Origin of the sequence: Geobacillus sp. Y412MC52 (assembly GCF_000174795.2) — a bacterium.
GTDB classification, from domain to species: Bacteria; Bacillota; Bacilli; order Bacillales; family Anoxybacillaceae; genus Geobacillus; species Geobacillus thermoleovorans.
The window spans coordinates 2,137,463-2,163,765 of record NC_014915.1 but is presented as its reverse complement, the minus strand read 5'-3'; the positions used below and the strand labels follow the sequence as shown (position 1 = coordinate 2,163,765).

Annotated in this window: 25 protein-coding genes, 1 tRNA gene and 3 pseudogenes; 19 read left to right on the top strand and 10 right to left on the bottom strand. The window is 50.7% G+C overall.

The genetic code is table 11. From position 1 onward, the window contains the following. Window positions 1–188: 188 nt before the first annotated feature. Entirely contained in the window at window positions 189–1,361 is a 1,173-nt protein-coding gene (locus GYMC52_RS10615; RefSeq protein ID WP_013522940.1) for an ISL3 family transposase, read from the bottom strand. Window positions 1,362–1,526: 165 nt separating this feature from the next. Here GYMC52_RS10615 and GYMC52_RS19605 point away from each other — a divergent pair, with 165 nt between their 5' ends. From GYMC52_RS19605 to GYMC52_RS10610, 3 genes are all read left to right on the top strand, one after another. Continuing rightward, window positions 1,527–1,682 (top strand): hypothetical protein, encoded by a 156-nt coding sequence (locus tag GYMC52_RS19605; RefSeq protein ID WP_013524072.1) that lies wholly within the window; start codon window positions 1,527–1,529, stop codon window positions 1,680–1,682. Then, window positions 1,679–2,086, top strand: a complete 408-nt coding sequence (locus tag GYMC52_RS19325; RefSeq protein WP_144319738.1) for a hypothetical protein — start codon at window positions 1,679–1,681, stop codon at window positions 2,084–2,086. The genes GYMC52_RS19605 and GYMC52_RS19325 overlap by 4 nt, the downstream gene beginning before the upstream one ends. A 63-nt stretch (window positions 2,087–2,149) precedes the next feature. Next, window positions 2,150–3,211 carry a hypothetical protein gene (locus tag GYMC52_RS10610; protein WP_230982696.1) on the top strand — a complete coding sequence of 354 codons (1,062 nt, stop codon included), beginning with the start codon at window positions 2,150–2,152 and terminating at the stop codon, window positions 3,209–3,211. Window positions 3,212–3,378: 167 nt separating this feature from the next. On the opposite strand, the gene GYMC52_RS10605 is transcribed toward GYMC52_RS10610, so the two are convergent. Both GYMC52_RS10605 and GYMC52_RS10600 read right to left on the bottom strand, forming a co-directional pair. Further along, window positions 3,379–3,452: transfer RNA gene (locus GYMC52_RS10605), tRNA-Pro, on the bottom strand. Window positions 3,453–3,820: 368 nt separating this feature from the next. After that, entirely contained in the window at window positions 3,821–4,282 is a 462-nt protein-coding gene (locus GYMC52_RS10600; protein ID WP_015731726.1) for a Uma2 family endonuclease, read from the bottom strand. A gap of 536 nt (window positions 4,283–4,818) precedes the next feature. On the opposite strand from GYMC52_RS10600, the gene GYMC52_RS10590 reads away from it, so the two are divergent. The 8 genes from GYMC52_RS10590 (at window position 4,819) to GYMC52_RS10555 (ending at window position 13,151) form a co-directional block, all read left to right on the top strand. Then, on the top strand, window positions 4,819–5,394 hold the full coding sequence (locus GYMC52_RS10590; RefSeq protein ID WP_013144969.1) for a Uma2 family endonuclease: 576 nt from the start codon (window positions 4,819–4,821) through the stop codon (window positions 5,392–5,394). Window positions 5,395–5,564: 170 nt separating this feature from the next. Then, entirely contained in the window at window positions 5,565–6,491 is a 927-nt protein-coding gene (gene glsA / locus GYMC52_RS10585) for a glutaminase A (RefSeq protein WP_015731725.1), read from the top strand. A 13-nt stretch (window positions 6,492–6,504) separates the two neighbouring features. Further along, the gene (locus GYMC52_RS10580) at window positions 6,505–6,909 is read left to right on the top strand and encodes a hypothetical protein (protein WP_013524068.1); all 405 of its coding nucleotides are present in this window, start codon (window positions 6,505–6,507) and stop codon (window positions 6,907–6,909) included. A 425-nt stretch (window positions 6,910–7,334) separates the two neighbouring features. After that, on the top strand, window positions 7,335–8,648 hold the full coding sequence (locus tag GYMC52_RS10575) for an ABC transporter substrate-binding protein (RefSeq protein ID WP_013524067.1): 1,314 nt from the start codon (window positions 7,335–7,337) through the stop codon (window positions 8,646–8,648). Between the two features lie 183 nt (window positions 8,649–8,831). Further along, window positions 8,832–10,139, top strand: coding sequence for a carbohydrate ABC transporter permease (locus GYMC52_RS10570; protein ID WP_013524066.1), 1,308 nt, complete (start codon window positions 8,832–8,834; stop codon window positions 10,137–10,139). 15 nt (window positions 10,140–10,154) lie between these two features. Beyond that, window positions 10,155–10,982: a carbohydrate ABC transporter permease gene (locus GYMC52_RS10565; protein WP_013144974.1), complete on the top strand. Its 828-nt coding sequence runs from the start codon at window positions 10,155–10,157 to the stop codon at window positions 10,980–10,982. A gap of 268 nt (window positions 10,983–11,250) precedes the next feature. Beyond that, complete coding sequence (locus GYMC52_RS10560; RefSeq protein WP_011231605.1) at window positions 11,251–11,697, top strand: MaoC/PaaZ C-terminal domain-containing protein; 447 nt, start codon at window positions 11,251–11,253, stop codon at window positions 11,695–11,697. A 158-nt stretch (window positions 11,698–11,855) separates the two neighbouring features. After that, window positions 11,856–13,151: an MFS transporter gene (locus GYMC52_RS10555; protein ID WP_013524065.1), complete on the top strand. Its 1,296-nt coding sequence runs from the start codon at window positions 11,856–11,858 to the stop codon at window positions 13,149–13,151. A 56-nt stretch (window positions 13,152–13,207) separates the two neighbouring features. On the opposite strand, the gene GYMC52_RS10550 is transcribed toward GYMC52_RS10555, so the two are convergent. Both GYMC52_RS10550 and GYMC52_RS20025 read right to left on the bottom strand, forming a co-directional pair. Further along, window positions 13,208–13,645 carry a GNAT family N-acetyltransferase gene (locus tag GYMC52_RS10550; protein ID WP_013524064.1) on the bottom strand — a complete coding sequence of 146 codons (438 nt, stop codon included), beginning with the start codon at window positions 13,643–13,645 and terminating at the stop codon, window positions 13,208–13,210. Between the two features lie 21 nt (window positions 13,646–13,666). Then, window positions 13,667–13,825, bottom strand: a pseudogene (locus tag GYMC52_RS20025) (DUF4351 domain-containing protein); the annotation flags it as partial. A 237-nt stretch (window positions 13,826–14,062) separates the two neighbouring features. Here GYMC52_RS20025 and GYMC52_RS10540 point away from each other — a divergent pair. From GYMC52_RS10540 to GYMC52_RS10520, 5 genes are all read left to right on the top strand, one after another. Further along, a complete protein-coding gene (locus GYMC52_RS10540) occupies window positions 14,063–15,076 on the top strand; it encodes a LacI family DNA-binding transcriptional regulator (protein ID WP_013524063.1) in 1,014 nt (337 codons plus the stop codon). Between the two features lie 141 nt (window positions 15,077–15,217). Further along, the gene (locus tag GYMC52_RS10535) at window positions 15,218–16,297 is read left to right on the top strand and encodes a Gfo/Idh/MocA family protein (RefSeq protein ID WP_013524062.1); all 1,080 of its coding nucleotides are present in this window, start codon (window positions 15,218–15,220) and stop codon (window positions 16,295–16,297) included. A gap of 118 nt (window positions 16,298–16,415) precedes the next feature. Beyond that, complete coding sequence (locus tag GYMC52_RS10530) at window positions 16,416–17,165, top strand: ThuA domain-containing protein (protein WP_013524061.1); 750 nt, start codon at window positions 16,416–16,418, stop codon at window positions 17,163–17,165. After that, window positions 17,162–18,316: a Gfo/Idh/MocA family protein gene (locus GYMC52_RS10525; protein WP_013524060.1), complete on the top strand. Its 1,155-nt coding sequence runs from the start codon at window positions 17,162–17,164 to the stop codon at window positions 18,314–18,316. Before GYMC52_RS10530 ends, GYMC52_RS10525 begins: the two co-directional genes overlap by 4 nt. Before the next feature lie 133 nt (window positions 18,317–18,449). Beyond that, a complete protein-coding gene (locus GYMC52_RS10520) occupies window positions 18,450–19,421 on the top strand; it encodes a sugar phosphate isomerase/epimerase family protein (protein WP_013524059.1) in 972 nt (323 codons plus the stop codon). 186 nt (window positions 19,422–19,607) lie between these two features. Here the strand turns inward: GYMC52_RS10520 and GYMC52_RS10515 are convergent, their stop codons facing one another. From GYMC52_RS10515 to GYMC52_RS18720, 5 genes and pseudogenes are all read right to left on the bottom strand, one after another. After that, window positions 19,608–20,087 (bottom strand): CBO0543 family protein, encoded by a 480-nt coding sequence (locus GYMC52_RS10515; protein WP_013524058.1) that lies wholly within the window; start codon window positions 20,085–20,087, stop codon window positions 19,608–19,610. 120 nt (window positions 20,088–20,207) lie between these two features. Continuing rightward, complete coding sequence (locus GYMC52_RS10510; protein ID WP_013524057.1) at window positions 20,208–20,570, bottom strand: hypothetical protein; 363 nt, start codon at window positions 20,568–20,570, stop codon at window positions 20,208–20,210. Between the two features lie 71 nt (window positions 20,571–20,641). Further along, window positions 20,642–20,932: a CBO0543 family protein gene (locus GYMC52_RS20020; RefSeq protein WP_230982695.1), complete on the bottom strand. Its 291-nt coding sequence runs from the start codon at window positions 20,930–20,932 to the stop codon at window positions 20,642–20,644. Continuing rightward, window positions 20,896–21,099, bottom strand: coding sequence for a hypothetical protein (locus GYMC52_RS20015; protein ID WP_230982694.1), 204 nt, complete (start codon window positions 21,097–21,099; stop codon window positions 20,896–20,898). The genes GYMC52_RS20020 and GYMC52_RS20015 overlap by 37 nt, the downstream gene beginning before the upstream one ends. A gap of 260 nt (window positions 21,100–21,359) precedes the next feature. Further along, window positions 21,360–22,722, bottom strand: a pseudogene (locus tag GYMC52_RS18720) (ISLre2 family transposase). A 289-nt stretch (window positions 22,723–23,011) separates the two neighbouring features. On the opposite strand from GYMC52_RS18720, the gene GYMC52_RS10490 reads away from it, so the two are divergent. From GYMC52_RS10490 to GYMC52_RS10480, 3 genes and pseudogenes are all read left to right on the top strand, one after another. Then, a complete protein-coding gene (locus GYMC52_RS10490) occupies window positions 23,012–23,338 on the top strand; it encodes a nucleoside triphosphate pyrophosphohydrolase (protein WP_013524056.1) in 327 nt (108 codons plus the stop codon). Continuing rightward, window positions 23,331–25,778 carry a DEAD/DEAH box helicase family protein gene (locus GYMC52_RS10485; protein ID WP_013524055.1) on the top strand — a complete coding sequence of 816 codons (2,448 nt, stop codon included), beginning with the start codon at window positions 23,331–23,333 and terminating at the stop codon, window positions 25,776–25,778. The genes GYMC52_RS10490 and GYMC52_RS10485 overlap by 8 nt, the downstream gene beginning before the upstream one ends. A 61-nt stretch (window positions 25,779–25,839) precedes the next feature. After that, window positions 25,840–26,163 (top strand): annotated as a pseudogene (locus tag GYMC52_RS10480) (D-glutamate cyclase family protein); the annotation flags it as partial. Window positions 26,164–26,303 lie beyond the last annotated feature (140 nt).

The window sequence follows — 26,303 nt, the reverse complement described above, 5'->3', positions numbered from 1 at the left end:
CCTTTGCTTTCCTTGTGTACCAAGGATCGATTCGACATCGGGACGAAAAAAATCCTCCCGATTTTTGGTCGAGAGGGTGCGAAATGTGAGATATAAAGTGTATTTTTCTAAAATTTACTATTGAAGGTTTATTTTTAATAATTTATAATGAAATGGTTCATCACCAAAAGATGTACTTGAACCTACCATTAAAGTATGTTAGCTGTTTCTAGACGAACCCGCAATGCAAAACGCTGGATATTTCTGTATCCGTATCCCCGACGTTTGATTAGCTTGATCTTGTTATTTGTTCCCTCCATTTTTCCATTCGAATAAGGTGACAATATGCATGATATGATTTCATCTGTTCGTTTGACAAGCGATTTTGCGATGGCGCGTACAGCCGAACAAGGACAAAATACATATCGGTGAATCCAAGCCTCCAAACGTCGTTTCGCCTGTTGCTCGTCTTTGCTTTTAGACACATAGCGAAAATGTTGGAGCGATTGGTAGACAGACTTTAAGTAATCGCTTTCATTGCACCATTTCCGTACGATTTGGCGTTCTTCCTCCGTCAATTTCTCTGGGCATTGGCTCAATAAACGACAAACGTAACGAACATTTCCGTGTTTCTTGCCTCCTTTGTCTAAATATTTGCGACAACGCTCTAAAGCATCTGTAAACAGCTGAATGACATGGAAATAATCAACTACATGTGTCGCCTCTGAGCAAACCCTTTGAATCGCTTTTTTCATTGCTGGAGCCAAATCGCTCACGACATACTGAACAGAACCAGACACATGAGCCAACGCACGTCCAATGGCTTCCTCGTTCTTTCCTGCTTCAACGGCATACACTTCTCCCGTTTCGGCATCCATGATCGCCACCCCGTAGTCATGCCCTTTTCGAAACGCAAACTCATCGACACAAACCGCCTTTGGTTGGATTTCATTCGATAGGAAGGAAGGGGCATGGGTATAAAACCAACGTTCAACGGTCGTGTAAGGAAGCTTGAGCATACGAGCCACTGCCTGAATGGATGTCCCTATGCAAGATTGCGCTGCCCATTGTTGAAAGGCATCCGTTGCTATGCTTCGAGGGGAGATTCCTGGATAAGACGTGCTGAATGTCATGCCACACGTACCACAACGTCTTCGCTCTACAGGAAGTTCGATCCAAAAAATCCCGATTCGCTGAGCATAGCCATGCATCCATTGCTTCTTTTTTCCTGTCATTTTGATCGTGCGTTTCAAGCAGACAGGACATAACGGGCATTGTTCGGGAAGAGAAAGTTCGAAAATCCAACGTTCTTCTTCTTTTCGTACCTTTTGAATCAAAACATCTGGTAAATCGATGAGTTCTTTGATAAACTGAGAGTACATGCGAATTTTCCTCCAATGGTTTGGTTTGGTCACCTTTACCATACAGGAAAATTCGCATTTTTTGTACCCTCTATTTTCCCTATGCATACCTATCTTAAAATCTCAAGTACAACTTGTGGTGAAGAGCCAATGAAATTACAAAAAATGAGAAATGGAGAATAGGAAATGAAGAAAATGAAGTTTTTGAAATTCGGACTTGCCACAGCCTTGTCCGCTTCTTTGATTTCTTTTTCTTCAGGAGGAGTTTTGCAGAAGAGAATAAAGACAGTGTTTCAAAATTATGGGAAAATGCCATCCATTATAGCAATGAAGCAAACTTGAGAGCAGTAGTAGAAAACGGAAAAGTGACGGCTCAAGGATCAATTTCTATATCCACAGTAGGGACAGGCTCCACGTATATTTATGTTTCAGAATCTTCGGCATCTTCGTCGATAAAAGGAATTACTCCAAATGCGTATCCTGTTAGTGAAGTGAAGGCTGTTGGAAAAACGACGAGTAAAGTTACTCTTTCATCTCATGGAGTAACTACGACGTTAATGCTTAATGGAAACTCTCTAGGTACTAAGCAAGATACTGGGTTAGGAAAAACTACTGATACAGCAACAGTTTCTCATTATCCAGGAAGTGTTCCTTCTGGATGGGAATATCGAGCTACTTCTCATCACACATTATCAACTTCTACTAATACTTATATGGCTGATACAGGAGATAGTATAAGATTTTAATAAAAACTAAAAGCTCAAAATGCCTCAGCATTTTGGGCTTTTTCATCAAGGTGAAAACGGAAGGTGGAAAATGATAAAATGGGTCGAAAAAAAAGCTATTTGATTATAGTACTCATCATGCTTTCTGTATTGCTGTTTTCAGGATGCAATAATTTTTTAAAAAAAGAAAATGAAAAAGAAAATAGACAACCCTTACATACAAGTGATACTATCTCTTTCCATGAAAATGAACATTTTATTATACCAAATAATGCGCAGGAACAGCTTGGATTTATTCCTGATACCGCAACTTCATTTACAGTTGATTCGAAACTGAAAAAAAAGTGGATGATTGATAATGAATCGGTTGATATTGTTTCTTTAAAATCTGGAATGAAACAATTCACGTTCAACTTTATCATTGATAGTCTAAAAGATACAGATCGTCACTTTCGTCTGTTTATTTTCCATAATCAAAAATTTATCAAATTTTCGATTAACAATAAAAAATACACGTATTATGATATTCACATGAAAGGAAACGGATCCTTAAAAATTCCGATTCGTGTCCAGGTATCAAGCAATTATGATTTTAGTGAGTATTTGCCTATTTTAATTGATAAAGATCAAAAACAATTTTTTACGGAAAACATACCTGTAACGAAGGTATTAGTAAGTAAAAGGAATAAAAATGATTTCTCTGAAATATCATCACATATAAAATTGGATAATGTTCAAAAGATATTTAAGAAGGAAAACAGTAAAAGCAACGAGTTTGGTCTGCCATCTGTTGTTTTGTTAAATGATCGTTTCACTCCTTTAAAAGTAGAAGAGGTTAATAAAGCACGGTATGTTCGAATTGATCAAAGTCCGCACAAAATGGTGGAGGAGATCATGTTTTTTGATATGGAAGGAAATATATATGGAGTAAGAGGAAAACAACCTCGTTCTTATACGCTTGAACAACCAAAAGATCAGGATTTTATCATCCCTATTCCAAAAGAAATCACTTTATCTAGCAAAGAGCGGTTTTTCTTGTTAATTAACAACAATCCAAGAGAAGAAAGTTTTATTCATCTAAATGATATAAAAAAAGGAAAAAGTAATGTTTTTCTAAACTTTGCCAATCTGTATGAAATACGATAAGGTTTATGAAACAACTAGAAGAAAAGAGGTGAATTTTAGGAGGTTTCCTCCTATTTTCACCATGAAAGTAAAATATCCTTAAGTTCATAGGGGAAAACAGCATCACGATGGGGGAACGCCTGAAAGAATAAAAAACCAGCCGGACGTTTTTTCGGCTGGTTTTTCGATCGGGATGACAGGATTTGAACCTGCGACCCCACGCACCCCATGCGTGTGCTCTACCAAGCTGAGCTACATCCCGAAATGGATGGTGAGACATTTCCGATTATACAAGAAAAGCAGGACAAAATCAATGGCGAATTTTGCGTTGAGTTGGAAAAGGATGCCGTTGAAAGACTAGCGGCATCCTTGTTGCTGACAAGTCTGTTTTTTTCTGTTTTCATGCTCATTTAAACGTATCTTCCTCTGTCTGTCCGCCTCTGCTTTTGCGACAGAGAATTCGCCATTGATTATACGGCAAAGCATGCAAGATGTCCCGCTAAAGAACTCGTGATTGGAAACGAGTTGTTCAGCAGAGACTCTTTTTAAGTTGAGAAACTTTGCAAAATCGACTCGCCTTCCGCCACAAAAACCGCCGATAGGCCAAAAAGAATTGTTTTTCCCCGTCTTCTACACGCCTTGGAAAACGAGCGCGGTGTCAATCGTTCCGATAACAGAATCGAACGTTTCTCCGCAGGCGATGATCGTCTCGGCGTATCGATCATGTTCGAGTGTGCACTGACGGATTGTTTTGTTGTATGGGTCAACGATCCAGTATTCTTCCACTCCGTAGGCGCAGTACAAATCTTTTTTCAGCGTCACATCGATTTTGTAGGTTGACGGGCTGACAACTTCGATGACAATGAGCGGCCGCCCCTTATAGCCGCCGATGATTTTTTCCGGCCGTTCGCAATAGACAGCGACATCCGGCTGGATAAACTCGTTCATCACTTTTCCGTTCTTTTCGAGTTTCACGGACAAGTTTGAAATCGGTTGACATGGGCTTTTTCCTTTGATCATGGAAACAAGATTGTCGCAAACGATTTGATGTTCCCATGACGGGGACGGGGACATGTTGATGGCTTCTTGCATGCTCTTCACCTCTTTTTCATTATACTTGAAACGGTTCTCCCTTGCCTACAACGGAGTGTGGGGAAAAGAAGACGCTAGAAGGCTGGTGAAAAACGATGCTTTCCGCTTCATCGTTGTTTTGGGCCGCAAGAGAAGACCTGATGGTAAAAGGCTTCTCAACTTGAGAAAAGTGTGTTTTGGGCTGATTTTTCATTACATCACCAGTTCTCTAGAAGGCCGGTGATTTAGTGAAAAAACCGCAAAAGTCGTCCTCTTCTCAACTTGAGAAACCTTGTGCGATCGCCCCTCTTTGCCAGTCCGAAAGAATGGATTCGGAAAATGGGTCGTTTTTCACCATCCCTCTAGAAGGCCGGTGAAAAACAGATTTTGCGTCCAACTCGGCGACATTGGATGAGCAAGGAATACCAGCATGACAAGGTTTCCCCAATAAATAATATAGTTGGGATCAGCCGATTTTCCCTTTAATCACCGGCCCTCTAGGCTGCCGGGCGGTATTCAAGTATACTATAAAGAAAACGGGAAAGGAGGACGTTTTCATGCCGGTGCCGGAAAAAGGGCAGCCGTTTACTTATGCGCAATACATGATGTTTGACGAAGATGTACGCTATGAGGTTATTGATGGCCAAGTCTTCAACATGTCCCCCGCTCCGACGCCGAAACATCAGGCCGTGCAACGTGAATTGCTGGTCGAGTTTGCGGCCTATTTGCGTGGGAGAGAATGCACCGTATTTGGCGCTCCGATCGACGTTTGTTTGGCGGATCGGGATGATCCGGAACAAATTCGCGAATGGGTTGAGCCGGATCTTGTCGTTGTTTGCGACAAAAGCAAAATTCGCGAAAAACGAATTGTCGGCGTGCCGGATCTTGTTGTGGAGATTATTTCAAAATCGACGGTGCGCAAGGACAAAATTGTCAAATTTCACCGTTACGAGCGGGCAGGGGTGAAAGAATATTGGATTGTCGATCCGATGAATGAGACGATTGATGTCTATGTGCTGGAAGAAGGGAGATTCCGCCATCAAGGAATGTACGTCCGCGATGATACGATTCCTGTTCGCATGTTTCCCGGATTTGCGATCGAATTGAAAAACGTATTTGCCGAAGAAGAATAAAAGAAAAACGGCTGCTGTTCAAACAGCAGGCTCAGGCTGCCGCCTTGAGAGGAGCGGGGCGGTTTTTTGCCGGCGGTCCGCTGAGGGCAAAGCGTCCCCTGTCTGAAACTGTCGCTGTTTGAATCGTTTGGGCATAGAAACGGAAAAATAGGCGATACTAACCATCGGTGATGCTTGTGTACAATCGAGAAGAACTGGCCCGCTTTGTCGAAGAAGCGAAGCAGTACGCCCGCTATGGAAAAGTAGCCGATTACATTCCCGCTCTAGGCAAAGCGAACCCAAATGAACTGTCGGTCGCCATCTATACGCCGGACGGTAAGGTGGTGAGCGCCGGGGATGTGACGGTGAAAGTGACGCTGCAAAGCATTTCCAAAATTATTGCGCTCGCCCTTGTGCTCATCGACCGAGGCGAGGATGAGGTGTTCCATAAAGTCGGCATGGAGCCGACGGATTATCCGTTTCATTCCATTGCCAAATTAGAGGAAAAGCCTGCCAAGCCGCTGAATCCGATGATTAACGCCGGCGCGCTTGTCGTCACGTCGATGATTCAAGGCGGCTCGGTGTCCGAACGGCTGGAACGGCTGTTAGCGTTCGTCCGCCGTCTCGCTGGCAACGAACGCATTTCGTACTCCGACGAAGTGGCCCGCTCCGAATTTGAAACAGCGTTTTTAAATCGTTCGCTTTGCTATTTTCTCAAGCAGCATCGTATCATTGACGAAGATGTCGAAGAGCTGATGGACTTGTACACGAAACAGTGCGCCATCGAAATGACATGCATCGACTTGGCGCGCATCGGCTTGGTGCTCGCGCTTGACGGACGCGATCCGCATTCGGGCGAGCGGCTCATGCCGCTTGATGTCGCCCGCATTTGCAAAACGTTCATGGTCACGTGCGGCATGTACAACTCATCAGGTGAATTTGCCATCAAAGTCGGCATTCCGGCGAAAAGCGGCGTCTCGGGCGGCATTCTCGCTGCCGTGCCCGGGCGGTGCGGCATCGGCGTTTTCGGCCCGGCTCTCGATGATAAAGGGAACAGCTTGACCGGGGTGAAACTGCTCGAGCGGCTGTCAAAAACGTATTTATTAAGCATTTTCTAAGGAGGAAATCACGATGAAAACATTTACGGTTCAGTTTCACCGCGAAGACGACGTTGAAGCGATGAACGTCGGCAAGTTGAGCCAAGAGGATTTTGATAAGGCGACCGAAGGCGGGACGCGGCATCTGTTTGACCTTGACACGAACATCGGCTATTTCATCTTTTTTGACGCCGTGGACAACGAAGACAAGGTATCGTATTTAATGCTTCAATACGAAGAAGACAACGAAGACCCGAGCGCGTGCTACAGCTTTGAGCTGAAAGACTTTTACGAATTTATGGCGCTTTACTTAAACGACCTTGAATTCGCCGAAGAAGAAGAAATGGCGGAAGACGGCGAAGAGGAATACGGCCCGATTCACCATTTGGCGCATTTGCTTTATCATATCGTCGAGGAAGGGAAGACGGTGGAGGTGTGAGGCATATCCCAAGCCAAACGGCTTGGGGTTCTTTGTTTATAGAGAAAAAAAAGAATTTAGGGACTTGACGAACGATTTTACGGCGATGTAAGATGATTTTGTAATCGATTACATAATAAGTCGACAAAGCGGACAAGGGGCGCGATGCTGATAGACAAGCTGTTTTCATTGAAAAGGAGAAATGGAAAACGATGCCCGCTTTTCGGCTTTGGCGAGAAAAGAACAGACAAGCGAAAACGAGGATGATTCGCCCATTTGTATGTAATCGATTACAAACAATCGACGCATAGACAAGCAGTGGGGGATGCCAAGTCAAAAGTCAATGGATGTCATGTCCAGGAGGTGATTGTGGCAGTCGAAGCAACCACTATACGCGATGCCATGCGGTGTTTGACAAATCCGAAATTTAAAGGGGGAGAATGACGATGAAAAAGACGTTAAAAACATCGGCTGTTTTGTTAGCGCTTACGATGGGGCTCGCGGCATGCTCCGGCGGCCAAAGCGAGAGCCAGACGGGCAAAGACAGCAAAAAAGAAGAAGGGAAAACGAGCCAGTCTGAAAAAGTGAAAATTGTCTATGCCCGCGGCCAAGACTCCACGAAAGCCACCGAAAAAATCATCGAAGCGTTCGAGAAAACGCACCCGAACATCGATGTGGAATTTCGCGAAATGCCGGCTGACACCGGGAAGCAGCATGATGCGTATGTCACGATGTTAAATGCGCAGTCGTCGGAAATCGATGTCATGGATCTCGACGTCATTTGGCCGGCTGAGTTTGCTCAAGCGGGTTATACGCTGCCGCTCGACCGCTTTATTGAGAAAGACGGCATTGACCTCGGCAAATACAACCAAGGGGCGCTTGCGGCCGGCAACTTCAATGGCAAGCAATGGGCGATGCCGAAATTCATTGATGCCGGCATGCTGTTCTATCGCACCGACCTGGTGCCAAAGGACAAAGTGCCGAAAACATGGGATGAGCTCTTAAAAGAGGCGAAAGAACTGAAAGGAAAAGGCGGCACGAAATTCGGCTATTTGATGCAAGCCAAACAATATGAAGGATTGGTGTGCAACGCGGTTGAATTTATCGCCTCTTATGGCGGGCAAATCGTCGATAAAAACGGGAATGTCGTGATCAACAGCCCAGAAACGATCAAAGGGCTGAAGAAAATGGTGGAAATCGTCAAATCCGATGTTGTGCCGAGCAACATCACCACCTTCACTGAACCAGAATCGCATACCGCGTTCATTGAAGGACAATCGCCGTTTATCCGCAACTGGCCTTATCAATACGCGCTAGCGAATGACAAAGAACAATCGAAAATCGTCGGCAAAGTCGGCGTGGCTCCGCTTCCGGCCGGAGACAAAGGTTCGGCTGCCGCGCTGGGCGGCTGGATGACCGCGATCAACAAATATTCGAAACATCCGAAAGAAGCATGGGAATTTGTCAAATTTATGACGGGGCCGGAGGGGCAAAAAATTTCTGCGATTTACGGCGGTTTAGCGCCAACGCTTCCGGAACTGTTTAAAGATCCAGATGTCTTAAAAGCCAATCCGTTCTTTGCGGAAGAAGGATTTGTCAATGCGTTGAACGCCGCTGTGCCGCGCCCGGTCGTCCCGAACTACCCGGAAATTTCGGAAATCATCCAAATTAACGTATCCAAAGCGCTGGCCGGGGAGCTGACGGTCGAACAAGCTGTGGCCAATATGGAAAAAGAAATGAAAGCAGCCTTGAATAAGTAAGGCGAATGACTGGGCCGGCGCGCCGCAGCCGATCCGAATCCGGCCAACGCCGGCCAATGCCCCATCAGCCAAACAAAGAACGCAAATTTTGTTTGACCACTTTCGGTTCATTAGCCTTCAGGCCGCCATCTGCCCGGTGCTGAAGGCTAATATCCTTTTCCAAGCAGAAGGGAGAGAACAGCGATGAGGAATGAAAAGCGAATGGAGCGCCTATTAGGCTATTCGCTTGTCGCGCCGGCCATGCTGCTCATTTTGGCGATTGCCATTTGGCCTGTCATCCAGTCCTTTTATTACAGCTTGTTCGACTATCGGCTCAACGACCCGACCAAATCGTCGATTCACTGGAGTTACAGCCTCGATCTGGAAGGATATCTACAAAACTATCCGTTCCTCAAAAGCGCTCTTAAGCAGGAAATGGCGGCGGCGGATGGACAAACGAAACAAACGTTGGCGCAAATCGAACAAAAACTCGCGAAACTGGACGCGGCGATCCGTTCCAACGATCAAGTGGCGAAGCAATATGACAAAGTGAACGAAGTGCTCGACAATTTCGAGACGCCAAGCGATGAGCTGAAGATCGCCGAGCTGGACAAACAGACGGCCGAGCGGCTGACCGACACGGTTCATGATGTCGTCCGAGCGCTTAAGGAGATGAAAAAAGCGGGCGAACTGGAGCAGGCGGATAAAGTCGTCGGCTTGGCCGAAGGGCTCGAAGGGGTCGTGATCGAGCCGAACTTTGTCGGCCTCAAGCATTATAAGGACAGCTTCAGCGACATGCGCTTATGGAAAGCGTTATGGAATACGACGTTCTTTACGGTGGTGTCGGTCGCCATTGAGCTGGTGTTAGGGCTCGGAATTGCGTTGCTCATCAATAAGGCCTTTTTTGGCCGCGGGTTGGTGCGGGCGACGATTTTGATTCCGTGGGCGATTCCGACCGCCGTATCCGCTCTGATGTGGAAATTTTTATACGATGGACAAAACGGCATTGTCGCCAAATATTTCGAAACGGTCGGCCTTGTCGACCGGATGGGGGATTTGTTGACGACGGAAGCGGGGGCGATGTTTGCGGTCATTTTTGCCGATGTATGGAAGACAACCCCCTATATGGCGCTCTTGCTGCTGGCCGGGCTGCAAACGATCCCGAGTTCGTTGTATGAGGCCGCCTCCATCGACGGAGCCACCAAATGGCAGCAATTCACAAAAATCACGCTGCCGCTGTTAAAATCAAGCATTTTAGTCGCGTTGTTGTTTCGCACGCTCGATGCGTTCCGCGTGTTCGACTTGATTTACGTCTTAACCGGCGGAGGGCCGGCGAACTCGACGGAAACGATTTCCATTTTAGCGTATAAAGTCATGTTCTCGCAGACGAATTTCGGTGCGGGATCGGCGCTCGCTGTCATCGTGTTTCTCTGCGTGGCGGTGATTTCCATGATCTATATTCGCTGGCTTGGGAAAGATTTGTTGTCTGATGGCTCCAGCGTCAAACGATAACGAAGGGGTGAGACGATGCAAAAAAAAGCCGGTCCGTTCTTTTACGTGTTTTTGGCCCTGTTTGTGTTCTTTGTGATGTTTCCGTTTTTATGGGTTTTGCTCAGTTCCATTAAGCCGCTTAGCGAATTGTTTGGCGACAAAGCGTTCGATTGGTTTACGAGCCATCCGACCTTAAAATCCTATGTGTCGGTCTTTGTCAATTACCCGTTTTTGCGCTATTTATGGAACAGCACGGTCGTGGCGGCCATTACGACGGTGTATACGGTCTTTGTCGCCGCGTTTGCGGCTTATGCGATCGCGCGCCTTGAATTTAAAGGCAAGACGGTCATTCTCGGCTTGGTGTTGGCTGTATCCATGTTTCCGCAAATTGCCACCATTTCTCCGATTTACATGTTTGTGAAAAAATTCGGGTTGACGAACAGCTACTTGGGATTGATCATTCCGTATACGACGTTTGCCTTGCCGTTGTCGATTTGGCTGCTTGTCACCTTTTTCCGCAAGATTCCGTTTGACTTGGAAGAAGCGGCGAAAATGGACGGGGCGACGCCGATGCAGACGTATTTTAAAATCATTTTGCCGCTCGCTGTGCCAGGGGTGTTTACGACGTCCATTCTCGTCTTCATTGCCGCATGGAACGAATTTTTATTTGCCTTGACGATCAATACGGCGGAAAAATACAAAACCGTTCCGGTCGGCATTGCCATGTTCCAAGGCCAGTATACGATCCCGTGGGGCGAAATTTCCGCGGCCACCGTGATTGTGACGATCCCGCTCGTCATCATGGTGCTGTTGTTCCAGCGCCGCATCGTCTCTGGGCTCACGTCCGGCTCGGTAAAAGAATAAGGAACGAACATGAAAAAGGATGCCAGGCGAGCATCCTTTTGTTTTTTGGGGTAATGCCCATTTTGAAACACGAAACAGAGGAGGAGCAGTTCTATCCGCTCCACTCCGTTCATATGTTAATGACAGACGACTAGCGGGGAGGGATGCGTAAAGGCCAAAGATAATATGATTAATATTCAGAATATTAACAAAATAGGCAGCGGCAGCTGCGAAAGGGGGTGGAATTTGTTTTTACTCTTTTTTGCACCAATCAAGGGGAGGGGAAGGAGTGCGATTTGACCGTCCGTTTGAACAGTATGCGCTTGGCGAGCGCCACCGTTCGCGCGGGCGAACGATCACCGAAGCTGATATTGTGCAGTTTGCCGGCGTTTCCGGAGATTTTTATCCGCTGCACATGGATGGGGAATACGCCAAGCGGACGCCATTTGGCGAGCGCATCGCCCATGGGATGTTGACGCTGTCGGCGGCGACGGGGCTGTGGATGATGGAGCCGGGAGTGGTTCTGGCGTTTTATGGCATCGATTCACTTCGTTTCGTTCGTCCCGTCAAGATCGGCGATACGATTTACGTGGAATCGGAAGTGAAGCGGTTGACAGAACGGGGCGAGGAAGCCGGGCTCGTCACGGTGCATCAGCGGATCGTCAACCAGCGGGAAGAAACGGTCGTCGATGCCGTTGTGCATGTGCTTGTTGCTCGGGAAGGGAAAGCTCCATGACGGGCTTGTGGAACGGCATTACGGTCTGACAAAGAAACGAGTCCATGACGGTTTGTTTTTGGAAGCGCTGACATCATGCTCATTTTTGGCTATCATCCATTTGTTTTTCCGTTTCCATGAAATGCGCGCACTTTGATTGCGTGAAAGGGGTGTTGTGAATGGCTGTAACGATGATGGATGCGGCGGAATTGAAGCGCCAAAAAAAGCGGGCGGCGATTTCAAGTGTGGTCGGTACGACGATTGAATGGTACGATTTCTTCCTTTACGGGACGATGGCGGCTCTCGTGTTTCCACAATTATTCTTTCCACAAGGAGATTCGTACGTCGCCCTGATGCAATCGTTTACGACCTTTGCGTTAGGATTTATCGCCAGGCCGGTCGGCGCCGTGATTTTCGGCCATTTCGGCGACCGCATCGGGCGGAAGGCGACGTTGGTGGCCACTTTGTTGCTGATGGGGTTGGCGACCGCGCTGATCGGCCTGATGCCGACCTATGAGCAAATCGGCCTGTGGGCGCCGGTGCTGGTGACCGCGCTGCGTCTCATTCAAGGCATTGGCGTCGGCGGGGAATGGGGCGGCGCTATTTTGATTGCGATGGAGTGGGAAGAAGGCAAACGGCGCGGGCTGATGGCTTCCCTGCCGCAAATGGGCGTGCCGTTCGGGCTGTTGTCCTCTTCCCTTGTGACGACGCTGATGCTTGCGGCGGGCGGCGACAGCTTTTATGCGTGGGGATGGCGCGTTCCGTTTCTCATAAGCTTCCTTCTCATCGCCATCGGGCTGTACATCCGGCTGAAAGTGCTCGAATCGCCGCTGTTCCAAGAAGCGATGAAAAAACAAGAAACGAGCAAGATGCCGGTCGGCGAGGTGCTGGTCAAGCATCCGCGCGAAATTCTATGGTCAGCGCTGGCGCGGGTGATTGAAAACGGGTCGTTCTACATTTTTGTCACGTTTATCGTCAGCTATGGGACGACGTTTTTGGGGATGGAAAAAAGCATTTTCGTCAATGTGACGATTATCGCTGCGGTGATCAACGCGCTTTCGATCGTCTATTCCGGCCATTTATCCGATCGGTGGGGCCGCCGCCGCGTCTACATGACGGGCACGATTTTGTTGATGCTTTGGGCGTTTCCGTATTATTGGCTTGTCAATACGAAAAGCGTCGGGCTCATCTTCTTGGCGACGGTCGTGGCCATGGTGCTCCACGGCATGCTGTATGGCCCGCAGGCGGCCATGATCGCGGAAAACTTCCCGACGCGCCTGCGCTACAGCGGCGCTTCGCTCGGCTACCAGTTGGCATCGATCATCGCCGGCGGCCCAGCGCCGCTCGTGAGCACATGGCTGCTGCACAAATACGGCAGCGCCACGGCCATCTCCTTCTATATCGTCGTCATGGGCTTGATTTCACTCGCTGGGGTGAAAATGCTGCAAGACCGCGCGCGCCAGGCGATTGATTAGATTAATCGGACTGAACTCCATTATGGGCGCCTTTGCGTTCGGGCAAAGGCGCCTCTTTAAACGTTCATGCTCATGATAATGGTTTTCTGCTTGAATCCGAATGTTTCATACAGTTTCATCGCTTGATTTCCTGCATATACACGCAAACGAACCTCTGAATATCCATCTTGTTTCAGATGTTCGATGCCGGTTTCTATTAATTTCCTTGCAATCCCCTCCCCCCTAAATTCTTCCAACACAAACAATTCGTAGATAAATCCATATATTTTCTCAGTGAGCGGGTCTTGGCTTGCTCCGATTAAAATCCAACCCATGAGATGATTGCCTTCCGTTGCGATCAAATAATAGCTCCCTTTCTGCAATAATGGCTCAATCAGTTGTTTGACTTTTTCATCTGACGGTTTTGCCTCGCCTAATGTGCCATCGAATAATGCTTGTGGTGTGAGTGATAAAATCTTTTTGTATTCCAAATCGTTTGGTTTTCTAATTTCCATGGAGTTCTCCTCTCCCAACTATCGCACCAACATGCGCAAAAACTCTTTTTTCAACTCGACTTTCTCACTCTCAGTATACCTCATTTTGCTGAGGAGGGCAGCTGCCATCGGATTGTCATGCCGAATAGAATCCCGCCAATGTTTCTTGCGCAGCTCTACGGGGAAAAAGTGAAACTGCATAGAGCCTAAGTTTTGAACGCTGTCCCGCCTACGCCTGCGGTTGGAGGTAGGAAGCATCGATTCATCTCATGCTTACGCTTGCGTAGAAGCTTTCTTGATGCGGGATGATCTTTTTAGCCTATGAGAAAGGGGCAAACTATGTCTAAGACGGATAGGAAAAACAACGCTTGACAACCGCCCTGTCTTTCATATACGATGGAGATGTAATCGATTACATAACTGAGAGGACTATAACGAATGGCAAGCATAAAAGACGTGGCGAAACGGGCGAACGTATCGACGGCCACCGTGTCGCGCGTGCTGCGCAACGCGGGCAACGTCACTGAAGAGACAAGGCAGCGCGTGCTCGAAGCCATTGAAGCGCTGAACTACCAGCCGAACGTGCTCGGCCGGTATTTGCGGCGGATGGAGACCGAGACGGTGCTCGTCGTCGTGCCCGATATTACGAATCCGTTTTTCTCGAAGGTGCTGCGCGGCATTGAAGCGGTCGCCCTCAAGCACGGCTATCAGGTGCTGCTTGGCGATACGCAAAACGATGTCCGGCTTGAGGAGCAGTATTTGAATTTGCTGCCGCAGCGGCAAGTCGACGGGATGATTTTTTTGACCGCCCGCATCCGCAAAGAGCTGGTGGAAGAGATGGCGCGGCAGTTTCCGATCGTCTTGGCGTGCGAGTATTTGGAAGGGGCGGACATCCCGACCGTTTCGATCGACAACATCAGCAGCGCCCGCAAGGCGACAGAACACTTGATCCGCCTCGGCCATCGCCGCATTGCCCACCTGTCCGGGCCAATGAACATCATTTTAAGCCGCGACCGGCTGCGCGGCTACCAACAGGCGCTGGCGCAGCATGAGCTTGAGGCGGACGCTGCGCTCGTGCAGGAGGGTGATTTCACCTATGAGTCCGGATATAATTTGACGCTGAAGCTGCTCGCTCTTGAGAAGCCGCCGACCGCGATTTTCGCCGCCAACGATGAGATGGCGATTGGGGCGATCAAAGCGGTTCGCCATCGAGGCGGACGCGTTCCCGACGATGTGGCCGTTGTCGGATTTGACGACATTCAAATGGCCTCGATTTTTGAACCGAGCCTCACGACGATCGCCCAGCCGATGTTTGAGATCGGGCAAAAAGCGATGGAATTGCTGCTTGCGCTCATTGAAGGAACGAGCGCGCGGCGGCGTCAGCTTGTTCTTCCCGACCGGCTCGTCATTCGCGATTCGTGTGGAGGAGAGCGCTCTAGGCAAAGGGGCTGACAGCGCTCTCTGTCCGGTGCGGGGAACGGGCGGATTTTTTTAGCATGGTGATGTAATCGATTACATCACTTAGAAAACGGACGGCGAATCGGTGGAGCATATGGGACAGAGAAAACAAATGAGCGCAAGGGGGAAAAGGACATGGGAAACACACTTCCAATCCGCCTCGGCTTGATCGGAGCCGGAGGGATTTCCAATGAACACATCAAGGCGGCGCTAAAACTTTCGGAGCGCGCTGTCTTGCAGGCGATTTGCGACGTCAATGAACAAGCGGCCGCGGAAAAAGCGAAAACGTACGGCATCCGCAACGTGTACCGCGACTACAAAGAGCTGCTCGCCTCTCCTGATGTCGATGCCGTCATCATCACGGTGCCGAACTTTTTGCACGCCCAAGTGTCGGTCGACAGTTTGCGGGCCGGAAAACACGTTCTTTGCGAAAAGCCGATGGTGACCAAAGCGGAAGAGGCGGACGCCATCATCCGCGCCCGAGACGAATCAGGCAAGCAGTTTATGGTGGCGCTGAACAACCGCTTCCGCCAAGCGGCGCAATGGCTTCATGAGCGAATCCAATCCGGCGCGTTCGGTGAGATTTATTACGCGAAAACGGGTTGGGTGCGCCGCCGCGGCATTCCCGCATGGGGGGCGTGGTTTTTTGACCGCGAGCGCTCCGGCGGCGGCCCGCTCATCGATTTGGGCGTCCATATGCTCGATGTGACGCTTTGGCTGCTCGGGAACCCGAACCCGGTCGCGGTGACGGGGAAAACGTACGCGAAGTTCGGCCCGCGCCGCCAAGGGGCATGGCCGGGAACATCGTTTGCGCCTGATGCCGCCTATACGGTCGAGGATTTCGCCTCGGCGTTCATCCAGCTCGAAAACGACGCGACGGTGCTGCTTGAGACGAGCTGGGCGTCGCACATTGAAGAAGAGCGGGCATATGTCGAGTTTCTTGGCACGGAAGGCGGCGTGCGCTGGGAGTGGAATATCGCCGGCAACCGCCAAGAAGTGAAATGGTTCCGCAACGAACACGGCGTTCCGGCCGATGTCACGCTCCATTTTGATAATCAAAGCGAACGGGTGGCGCTCCTTGACCATTTCTTGACGAGCATCGCCGAGAACACGCCGCCGCTTTGCACCGCTGAACAAGGGCTTACGATCGCCAAAGTGTTAGAAGCGATTTACGAATCGTCCGACCAAGGGCGGCACGTTCGCATCGAATGGTGAGAAACGCTCCATGAATCGCACTGGCGTCCCAACGAGTCGCGAACATAGGGAAACATTCCAAAAAACACTCGGCCTAGCCGCATACAGGCAGGCCGAAAGAACCAAGGGGGATCAATGAATGACCACACCCATCCGCGTTGTCGTCTGGAACGAATTTCGCCATGAAAAGAAAGATGAACAGGTAAGAGCGATTTATCCGGAAGGAATGCATACTGTCATCGCGAGCTACCTAGCCGAAGCAGGGTTTGACGCCGCGACCGCTGTGCTCGACGAACCGGAGCACGGCTTGACCGACGAGGTGCTCGACCGGTGCGACGTCCTCGTCTGGTGGGGGCATATCGCCCATGATGAAGTGAAAGATGAGGTTGTCGAACGCGTCCACCGCCGCGTGCTGGAAGGAATGGGGCTCATTGTCCTTCATTCCGGCCATTTCTCGAAAATTTTCAAAAAGCTGATGGGGACGACATGCAATTTGAAATGGCGCGAAGCCGATGAAAAAGAGCGTCTCTGGGTCGTCGCCCCGGGCCATCCGATCGTGGAAGGAATCGGACCGTACATCGAGCTTGAGCAGGAAGAAATGTACGGCGAGTTTTTCGACATCCCAGAGCCGGACGAAACGATTTTCATCAGCTGGTTTGAAGGCGGAGAAGTGTTCCGCAGCGGCTGCACGTTCACGCGCGGGAAAGGGAAAATTTTCTACTTCCGCCCCGGCCATGAAACGTATCCGACGTACCATCACCCGGATGTGCTGAAAGTGATCGCCAACGCCGTCCGCTGGGCCGCGCCGGTCAACCGCGGGGAAATCGTCTTTGGCAACGTCAAGCCGCTTGAGCCGATCAAAGCGAAACAAGGAGGAGTGACGCAGTGAAACCGATCAACGTCGGCATTATCGGCACGGGCTTTTCCGCTTCTTCCCATATTGAGGCGCTCCGCCGCCTGCCGTTTGTGAACATTGTCGCCATTGCCTCAAGCAGCCAAGAAAAAGCGGAGGAAGCCGCGCGCCGGTTCGGGATTCCGAAAGCATACGGCGACTACCGCGCCTTAATTGACGACCCGGACGTCGAAGCCGTTCACAACTGCACGCGCAACGTTTCGCATTTTCCCATCAACAAGGCGGTGCTTGAGGCGGGAAAACATTTATTGTCGGAAAAGCCGCTCGCCATGGACAGCGAACAGTCGGCGGAATTGAAGCGGCTCGCTGAACAAAGCGAAAGCCTTAGCGCGGTCTGCTTCAACTACCGCCACTACCCGCTCGTTGTCGAGGCGAAAGAGCGGCTTGCCCGTGAGGCGAAGCGCGTCCATTTCGTGTACGGCGGCTATGTGCAAGACTGGCTCTTGTATGACACCGACTACAACTGGCGGCTTGAGCCGGCGCAAAACGGCCCGTCGCGCGCCATCGCCGACATCGGTTCGCACTGGTGCGACACGGTTCAGTATGTGCTTGGCAAGAAGATCGTTGAAGTGTTCGCCGACTTGCGCACCGTCCATCCGGTTCGCTACAAGCCGAAACAGGAAGGGAGCACGTTTACATCCGGCAGCAACCAAGACGCGGAGCCAGTCCAGATTGACACCGAAGACGGCGGCAGCGTGCTCGTCCATTTTGACGACGGCACCCATGGGGCGTTTACGATTTCCCAAGTGAGCGCTGGCCGGAAAAACCGGCTCTATTTTGAAATCGCCGCCGATGAGATGACGCTCGCCTGGGACCAAGAGCACCCGAACCGCCTCTGGGTCGGGCGCCGCAACGGCCCGAACGAAGAAATCGTCCGCGACCCAGCGCTCTTGTCGCCGCAAGCCGCCGCTTACGCCCATTATCCAGGCGGCCATGAGGAAGGCTGGCCGGACGGGCTTAAAAATTTGTTCCGTGATTTTTACAGCGCCATCATCCGGAAACAACGCGGCGAGGCGCTCGGGGAACTGCCGTTTGCGACGATCGCCGACGGCCACCATACGATGAGGATCGTCGACGCCATTTTGGAAAGCCATCGCACCAAACGGTGGGTGCGGGTGGCGGAATAAGCGGCGTCAGCACCGCGGAGACGTCGGCCTCGTTTCGCTGGCTGGGTGCTAGATGATGCCACAACAAAATGGAACGGCGGAGCCGGCCGCCGACCGGCCGGCTTCACACCGCTAGAAAGGGGAGAAGAACGAGATGAAAGTAGGCGTATTTACTGTTTTGTATCAACAGCTGCCGTTGGAAGACATGCTCGACAAAGTCGCCGCCATGGGCATTGAGGCCGTTGAGCTTGGCACCGGAAATTACCCGGGCAACGCCCATTGCGATCCTGACGCGCTGTTGGACCAACCGGAAAAAATCAAAGCGTTGAAAAAAGCCGTCGCCGACCGCGGCCTTGTGATCAGCGCGTTAAGCTGCCACGGCAACCCGCTTCATCCGGACAAAACGTTCGCGAAACAGTCGCATGATACATGGAGGAAAACGGTCAGGCTCGCTGAGCAGCTTGAAGTCCCGGTCATCAACGCCTTCTCCGGCTGCCCGGGCGACCATCCCGGCGCCAAATACCCGAACTGGGTCACGTGCTCTTGGCCGCCGGATTACTTGGAAATTTTAAAATGGCAATGGGAAGAAGTCGTCATCCCGTACTGGCGCGAAGAAGCAGCGTTCGCCAAGGAGCACGGCATTACGCAAATCGCCTTTGAAATGCATCCGGGCTTCGTCGTCTACAACCCGGAAACGCTCCTCAAACTGCGCGAACACGTCGGTGAAGCGATCGGCGCCAACTTTGACCCGAGCCACCTGCTTTGGCAAGGCATCGACCCGGTTGAGGCGATCAAACTGCTCGGCCGCGAAAAAGCGATTTTCCACGTCCATGCGAAAGACACGTACTTAGACGAAGCGAACATCCGCAAAAACGGCGTGCTCGACACGAAACATTACAGCCAAATCCTTGACCGCTCGTGGGTGTTCCGCACCGTCGGCTACGGGCAAAGCGAAAAAATGTGGCGCGACATCGTCAGCGCCCTGCGCGCCGTCGGCTACGACTACGTGCTGTCAATCGAACACGAAGATATGCTCGCTTCGATCGATGAAGGGCTGTCAAAGGCCGTCGCCCTCTTGAAAAAGGTGTTGTTCAAAGAAGAACTGCCGGAGATGTGGTGGGCATAAAAAGAAGGCGGCAAGGAGACCGAGGCGCTCTTTGCCGCCTGTATGCTTGCTTTGACATCTGCCGCCAAGAGGATCTCACGTTTTCGCCATAGGGGCTTCATGCGGACATTCGTCCGGCCGCAAACGGTTTCTTTTGGAAAGCCAACGTTGTCTCTTGTCCGTTCGGGCGCTTCCGTGACGAAGCGGTCATGAACGCCAGCGGACGGACTCTTCCCAGCGGTTGATCCACTTCATCAGCATCCGAATGGAAAACGACAGAAGAAAGATCGTGACAAACGAATGCATCCATGTCCACGTATGGTACGTGATCAAATTTGTATACTTTTCATAAAGAACTTCTATGAACGTCAAAGCGGCTGTATACAAGGCGCATTGTCCGACAATGCCGAAAAAGCTCGAATGGTACGACGTTCGATAAAAATACACGCACATGATCGGATACAGAAAGTATTCAAACAAGATGCTCGTTTGGAAGTATTGCCCCAAAAACCTCACGGGATAGTCGAGCAAATGCTTTTCGACCACAATGACACCGAAAAAGGTGGAAAAATAAGCTTTCAATAAAAACACGAGAATCACGTCTTTAATGGGCGGTTTGCGCAAGCTGAAGAAAACCAATAGGATGAGGCCCAGCACCAGCAACACCCATAAGTGGATTCGATCCATGTCTTCATCCTCTCCTGTCAGGGGTTCTGTTGTCCAGCCTGTGCTGTGCGGCTGATGAGAACGTCATAGATCCACCGGGCGTTTGATCAGGCATGGGCGCAAGCGCGGTTGTAGACCGATTCATGTAGGGCGGCCCAGGGAGCAACAGTCTTTTACATAGCGCGCCGTCTGGCTGCGGATGCGCCCCTTCAGCAACAGAAGTCGATGTCCATCCACCGTCAAATCGATCATCGCCCCGTTCAATATGTCTTCGCCTGATTTCCGCCCGTTCGCCTGCAAATACTTCACCCGATACCATTTTCGTCCATATTCAAAATAGAGATACTGTCCGCGCTGGAAATCGATCCAAAACTTCACCGCCTCGCCGTTCACGGTCTTCCATACATACCCCCACGCCCGGTCTTGGCGGATCGGCGCCATTTTCGGCCGCGCGGAATTGATGGCTTCGTAATACAGGCGGTGTTTGATGTCAAACAGCACCATCCTATTCGCCTCCTTTTTTGGACAATGATACTATATGTATAGCGCCAACTAGGAGAAATAGACATGCCAGCTCACCCGTTTTCTTGAAGCAGCCGTCCGGCAAGCAGGCGAACCGCGAGCGTCACGACAAACATCGAGACGAATGAATATTCCCACTTCCACGTATGGTATTCGATCAGGTCGGTGTGCCGCTCCAACAGGATCTCGACCGCTGTCATCGCCCCTGTATAAGCGGCGCACTGCATCCATATCCCCTTCCAGCCCGAGCGGCGCGATGTCCCGTAAACGTACACACTGACAACAGGGTAAAGCAAGGATTCAAAGATCACGCTGTCGTTCGTATAATCTGGAAACAGCCGCACCGGATAGCAAGCATTCCCGCCCCGCTGACGATCAGGCCGATCAAACTGGAAATATACGCATTCAGCAAAAACGAAAGCCATACTTCTCTTGGTGAAAGAAAGCGGAAGCTGAGCCCCAGCAAACCGATGCCCACCGCAGCAAGCAGCCAAAGGATCGAGTGTTCCATCATAGCCCCCAAGCGCGAATTATGTCGATTTTTCTTAGTATGGGATGAGAGAGGGGGGAGTATGTGAAATTTTTCGTGTTTTCATTTTGCAACAGGCAATAAGCCTTAGGAGTCAGTCAAGACTTTGTGGAGAACATTTTTTCGGTTCACTACGGGCGTTGTCAATCACTAGTTAGCGAACCATTTTCAGGAATTAATATCGTAAGCGCTTTCGGACTCTCATCCCTCATCTTGAGGCGATGATACGAAATTCCATTTTTTTACACCCAACCACCATCCCGGAGCGCCGACAACGCTTGATGGATCGGCGTCCCAGATGACTGTTGCAGACACGGTAGATTCTGACGCACCACATCCGCCCACAACCGTCCTGCCTTCCGTTTGGCCTGTTCAATCCGCTTGGACTTCGTCGAGGACGAGGCTGCCCTCCGTGGCTCTTCCTCCTCCAACTGCCCCTTTCTCCACCCGATCCCGTCGATTCGGGCTGCCATCACCCTCAGAAACGCCCGAAGCCCTTGGTCTTTCCAGCTGCGGCGGGATTTCACCCGATGCGCAAATCGGCTCATCACGCTCTCGGCGTGGCCCATCGGACGCATGCCGGTCGTCTCCACCCCTTGCTCCGACAGCCACTCCCGGTAGTCCCGGATGCATCCCGGCATCGACTCGATCCGGCGGATCATGGCAGCCATCTGCTTCTCTTTCGCTTCGTCCTCCAACGTGCCGATGGCGCTGTTCAGCTCCACGAGAAGCCCTTCTTCGTCTTGTTTCGCCAGCTTCTTCCGCACTTCCCGCCAACGCGGATGGCCGGACAGACACTGACGCAGCTCCCGCGCCACATGAAATCGATCCAGCTGAAAGCACGCCCGCTTCCCAAAATACTCCCGGCAGGCCGTGATCCACGACGCCGCGTCGCCGTTGATGATCAACAAGTCCCGGCACGGATCATAGGCATATTCCTTCATCAGCCACTCCTCGAACCGTTCCCACACGTCCCCTGTCCCTTCATGGAGGTAGTGGCGTCGGTTCACCAGCTTGAGCTGCGACCCGTTTCGTCTCCATCCCTCGTGAACCGCCAGGATTTTCTCTTCTTTCGCCCGTTTTCCTTTCCCCTGGCGGGAAACAGAGTCCTTCCGCCTCCACAAACAGCACTCGGCCATGCCGTTTGGAAACAGGGCGGTGCAGCGAGACAGGGGCCTCGAGCACCAACTGGCGAATCGCCTCGTGGCTGAGAACCGCATACCCCACGATTGACTCGAGTGTGCGAGCTGCTTTGCGGTAGGAAGAGCACTCGACGGCCAACTCGACCGCCGTTTCCTCGAGGTAAGGGCTGATCGATTGGGCTCCATCAAAGCCCAGTTCGGCATCCAGCAAGAAGGTATAGTTCCCCGTTTGCCGGTCATAGTAGTAGTTCCGTCGGAACGTCACTTCCCCAAACAGCGTTTGGATCGTAGTCGGCCGTTTGTCTTTCAGCTGATACCGGCGCTTGTCCCGCGCTTCCGCCAGTTGTTGATCGATCTCCTCCAAAAGGGCCGCCAACAAGACAGCGAACACCTTTTGAAGAGTTCTGACTAATTGCTCCTCCAGCTCTTTTAATAAAGGCCATTCTGTGGTAAGATGTTTCATGGACTCTCTCCCTCCTGTTTTCGGTTGGTTTGCCAATCACCATCATAGCAGGGAGAGAGTCCTTTTTGCATGACATTTGCTTGTTCTACCGCGCTTCGCTTGGTGGCCCCGACGAGCGTCGCGAACAAAAGTTCGCAACCCTCGTCGGGGAATCATTCCGGAATGCCCCCCACAAATATTTTACTCACACTAAGCCTTAGAAACGGCGGTCTTCTGTGTGTTCTTTCCTATGAAAAAAAGGCGAAATTTTGTAAAATGGTAGTATAGTTTTGTAAATGGAGGAATGGACATGCCGATATACAACAAACTCGTCCGTGACCGCATCCCAACCATTATTGAACAATCAGGAAAAACGTTCACAACCCGCATACTTGACGATGAAGAGTATCGGAAAGAACTGCAGAAAAAAGCGTTTGAGGAGCTTGAGGAATACGTCCAAGCGGAAACGGATGAGGCGGCTCTTGAAGAGCTCGCAGACGTGTTGGAAATTATCCATGCTTTGGCCCAATGCCATGGCGCTTCGATCGAGCAAGTGGAACAAATCCGCGCCAAAAAGGCAGAGAAGCGCGGCGGCTTTCGGGAGAAAATTTTCTTGATTGAGGTTCACGATGAGTAAGGTGGAGTTGATTTCCAAACGCCTCCTTGACAAGCTGCAGGAACAGATAGGACGCTCGTCGACGATATACATACTGACATCGTTTGCCATGAAGTCCGGGGTTCGCCTGTTGAAGGACAGTTTGCGGGCAGCTGCAGAGCGGGGGGCGGATATCAAAATTTGCGTTGGTGATTACTTGTTTGTCACTCAGCCAGAGGCGTTGCGCGAGCTCATATCCATTCACCCGGACATCGAGGTCCGCTTGTATCGGAGTGAGGGAATGTCCTTTCATCCGAAAGCGTACCTATTTGAAGATGCAGAAGGCGGCTACTTCATTGTCGGTTCTTCCAACTTGTCCCGTTCGGCGCTCACTGACGGTGTCGAATGGAACCTTGGACTGGATAAGAGCGTTGATGAGGATGTATTTGCGGAAGCGATGGAGCAGTTTTTAAAGCTGTTTTACGCTCCGGAAACGGTGCCGGTCAATGCCGAAACAGCCGCTGACTATGAAAAGCAGCATCAAGACTATCATCAGCGGCACCCCAATTTAGCCCGCATATGGGCGGAGAATGAGGAAATCGAGTTGATGCTTCCGACGGAAACGGAGAAGAAGCAAGAGGAGGAGACGGCGGACAAGATCGATGTTGTCCATGAAACGGCGGCGCCATATGGAACGATCCAGCCGCGCTTTGCCCAAGTTGAGGCGTTGGAGCGGTTGGAAGCTGCCTATGAAGAAGGGTACGACAAAGCGATGGTTGTCATGGCGACCGGGCTGGGAAAAACATACTTGGCCGCTTTTTTTGCCCGCCGTTTTTCGCGGGTGCTGTTTATCGCCCATCGCGAAGAAATTCTTCGCCAGGCGAAGCAGTCGTTTGAACGCGTGATTCCTGATCGAACAGCAGGACTGTACGATGGCAATCAAAAAGAAGGAAATGCCGACATGGTGTTTGCCTCGATCTTTACACTAAGCATGAAAAAACATTTGCATTCGTTTCGTCCCGACGCATTTGACTTGATCATTGTCGACGAGTTCCACCATGCGGCAGCCCGCTCGTACGAACGCGTCCTTCGTTATTTTCAGCCGAAATTTTTGCTTGGCATCACTGCTACTCCAGATCGGAGCGACAACAAAGACGTATACGCCCTTTGCGACGGAAATGTCGCGTATCGCATCGATTTTATCGAAGCAGTGCAGCGCGGTTGGTTGGCTCCCTTCCATTATTACGGGGTCTACGATGACACAGACTATTCGCAAATCAAGTGGCTTGGCAACCGCTATGATGAGGAAGAGCTGCTTCAAGTGCAGCTTCGCGAGGAGATGGCGGAGAAGATTTTGCGAGCGTGGAAGCGATACAAGAAAACGAGAACGCTTGTCTTTTGTTCATCGATTCGGCAAGCCGATTTTCTGTCCGAATATTTCCAACGCCATGGCTGCCGGACGGTCAGCCTTCATTCGAAGCAGACGGCTATTTCGCGCAAGCAGGCCATTGCCATGTTGGAACGCCGTGAACTGGACGCCATTTTCACCGTCGACTTGTTCAATGAAGGGGTCGATATTCCTTCTGTCGATACACTTTTGTTCGTGCGGCCGACGGAATCGCTGACCGTCTTCACCCAGCAAGTCGGGCGCGGGCTGCGGCTGTACAAAGGCAAGGATTATTGCGTGATTATTGATTTAATCGGAAATTACCGGAATGCGGATGTCAAACTGCGCCTGTTTGATACACAGCGGGGCGAAACGAAGAAAAAGGCACGGGAACCTGTTATGCCAACGGTTCCGGAAACGTGCGAACTGCATCTCGATGTTCAAGCCATCCATCTTCTCGAAGAGATGCAGAAAAAACGCCAACCGCGCAAAGAACGGCTGCTTGCTGATTATCGGGAGCTGAAACAGGAGCTTGGCAGACGGCCGACGTATTTGGAACTGCATCTCCAAGGCCGAAGTGAAGCGGCGGAGTACAAACAAGAGTTCGGATCTTATGTCGGCTTTTTATATTGGGCGGGGGAGTTGTCGGAGCTGGAAAAGGAAGTGTTTCTAAAACACGAGCCGTGGCTTGTTGAAGTGGAACGTACGGTGATGTCAAAAAGCTACAAAATGGTTGTTCTAAAAGCCATGCTTGAACGTGGACCGTCCGGATGGCACCAACCAATTACACCGCAGGAGGCTGCCCCGTTTTTCCATCGGTATTTAACGGAAAAAGAATACCGAAAGCGCATCGATTTTTCCGACGGAGAAACGAAGCGCCTCTGGGAATATGACCAGGAAAAGGTGAGCCGGTTGATCGCCCGCATGCCGATGACGAAATGGAGCGGCAGTTCGAATGGGCTGATTTCCTTTGCAAACAACGTTTTTGCGCTCCAATTTGCCATTGAGGACGAGCATCAAGAAATATTGCACAACTGGACAAAAGAGATTTGCGAGTATCGATTGCATGTGTATTTTGAAAGGAAGGGGGGATGAGAGAACTCTTCTCTTTTTTATGGTAGTTTACGGTGATTGCAAGAAAATACTGTCGGGCATCAGATTCGAGCAAGTGGTTGTAAGCATGCGCCCGATTCCCCATAAGGATGTTGTCAGGGCGGTTCAAGTCACGAGCCGCTTCCCGTCTGTTCATGGTGCCCCTATTCATATTGGCGACCCGAAACTTATAGGGATTCATGATATTTATAAGCCTGATTTTGGGGATCCGGTCACCATCCGTGAGGAGGAAACCCCGGTATTTTGGGCCTGTGGGGTCACCCCCCAAGCGGTTGCTATGGAAGTAAAGCCGGATATCATGATTACGCATGCCCCAGGACATATGTTTATTACCGATCTGCGCGATGAGCAGCTTGGGGTTTTATAAGCTGAACTGCCTGCTCTGGTTGGTGAATATCCGAAGTGGGAAGCTGTGAGGGTGCGGCTGTACGGCGGCTTTGCAGCAGCACATGCTCACCGCACTAGCGGTGAATGCTTGGCGTCTGGTTGTGCGGTGGGCCGCTCCTT

Bases quoted from the DNA above. Each gene is read 5' to 3' on its own strand.
- GYMC52_RS10555 (WP_013524065.1), top strand. From the start codon at position 11,856: ATGGCTGTAACGATGATGGATGCGGCGGAATTGAAGCGCCAAAAAAAG.
- GYMC52_RS10565 (WP_013144974.1), top strand. From the start codon at position 10,155: ATGCAAAAAAAAGCCGGTCCGTTCTTTTACGTGTTTTTGGCCCTGTTT.
- GYMC52_RS10550 (WP_013524064.1), bottom strand. From the start codon at position 13,645: ATGGAAATTAGAAAACCAAACGATTTGGAATACAAAAAGATTTTATCA.
- GYMC52_RS10510 (WP_013524057.1), bottom strand. From the start codon at position 20,570: ATGGTGCTGTTTGACATCAAACACCGCCTGTATTACGAAGCCATCAAT.
- GYMC52_RS10485 (WP_013524055.1), top strand. From the start codon at position 23,331: ATGAGTAAGGTGGAGTTGATTTCCAAACGCCTCCTTGACAAGCTGCAG.
- GYMC52_RS10515 (WP_013524058.1), bottom strand. From the start codon at position 20,087: ATGGATCGAATCCACTTATGGGTGTTGCTGGTGCTGGGCCTCATCCTA.
- GYMC52_RS10580 (WP_013524068.1), top strand. From the start codon at position 6,505: ATGAAAACATTTACGGTTCAGTTTCACCGCGAAGACGACGTTGAAGCG.
- GYMC52_RS19605 (WP_013524072.1), top strand. From the start codon at position 1,527: ATGAAGAAAATGAAGTTTTTGAAATTCGGACTTGCCACAGCCTTGTCC.
- glsA (WP_015731725.1), top strand. From the start codon at position 5,565: ATGCTTGTGTACAATCGAGAAGAACTGGCCCGCTTTGTCGAAGAAGCG.
- GYMC52_RS10530 (WP_013524061.1), top strand. From the start codon at position 16,416: ATGACCACACCCATCCGCGTTGTCGTCTGGAACGAATTTCGCCATGAA.
- GYMC52_RS20015 (WP_230982694.1), bottom strand. From the start codon at position 21,099: ATGGAACACTCGATCCTTTGGCTGCTTGCTGCGGTGGGCATCGGTTTG.
- GYMC52_RS10520 (WP_013524059.1), top strand. From the start codon at position 18,450: ATGAAAGTAGGCGTATTTACTGTTTTGTATCAACAGCTGCCGTTGGAA.
- GYMC52_RS10575 (WP_013524067.1), top strand. From the start codon at position 7,335: ATGAAAAAGACGTTAAAAACATCGGCTGTTTTGTTAGCGCTTACGATG.
- GYMC52_RS10615 (WP_013522940.1), bottom strand. From the start codon at position 1,361: ATGTACTCTCAGTTTATCAAAGAACTCATCGATTTACCAGATGTTTTG.
- GYMC52_RS10590 (WP_013144969.1), top strand. From the start codon at position 4,819: ATGCCGGTGCCGGAAAAAGGGCAGCCGTTTACTTATGCGCAATACATG.
- GYMC52_RS10570 (WP_013524066.1), top strand. From the start codon at position 8,832: ATGAGGAATGAAAAGCGAATGGAGCGCCTATTAGGCTATTCGCTTGTC.
- GYMC52_RS10600 (WP_015731726.1), bottom strand. From the start codon at position 4,282: ATGCAAGAAGCCATCAACATGTCCCCGTCCCCGTCATGGGAACATCAA.
- GYMC52_RS10490 (WP_013524056.1), top strand. From the start codon at position 23,012: ATGCCGATATACAACAAACTCGTCCGTGACCGCATCCCAACCATTATT.
- GYMC52_RS10535 (WP_013524062.1), top strand. From the start codon at position 15,218: ATGGGAAACACACTTCCAATCCGCCTCGGCTTGATCGGAGCCGGAGGG.
- GYMC52_RS10540 (WP_013524063.1), top strand. From the start codon at position 14,063: ATGGCAAGCATAAAAGACGTGGCGAAACGGGCGAACGTATCGACGGCC.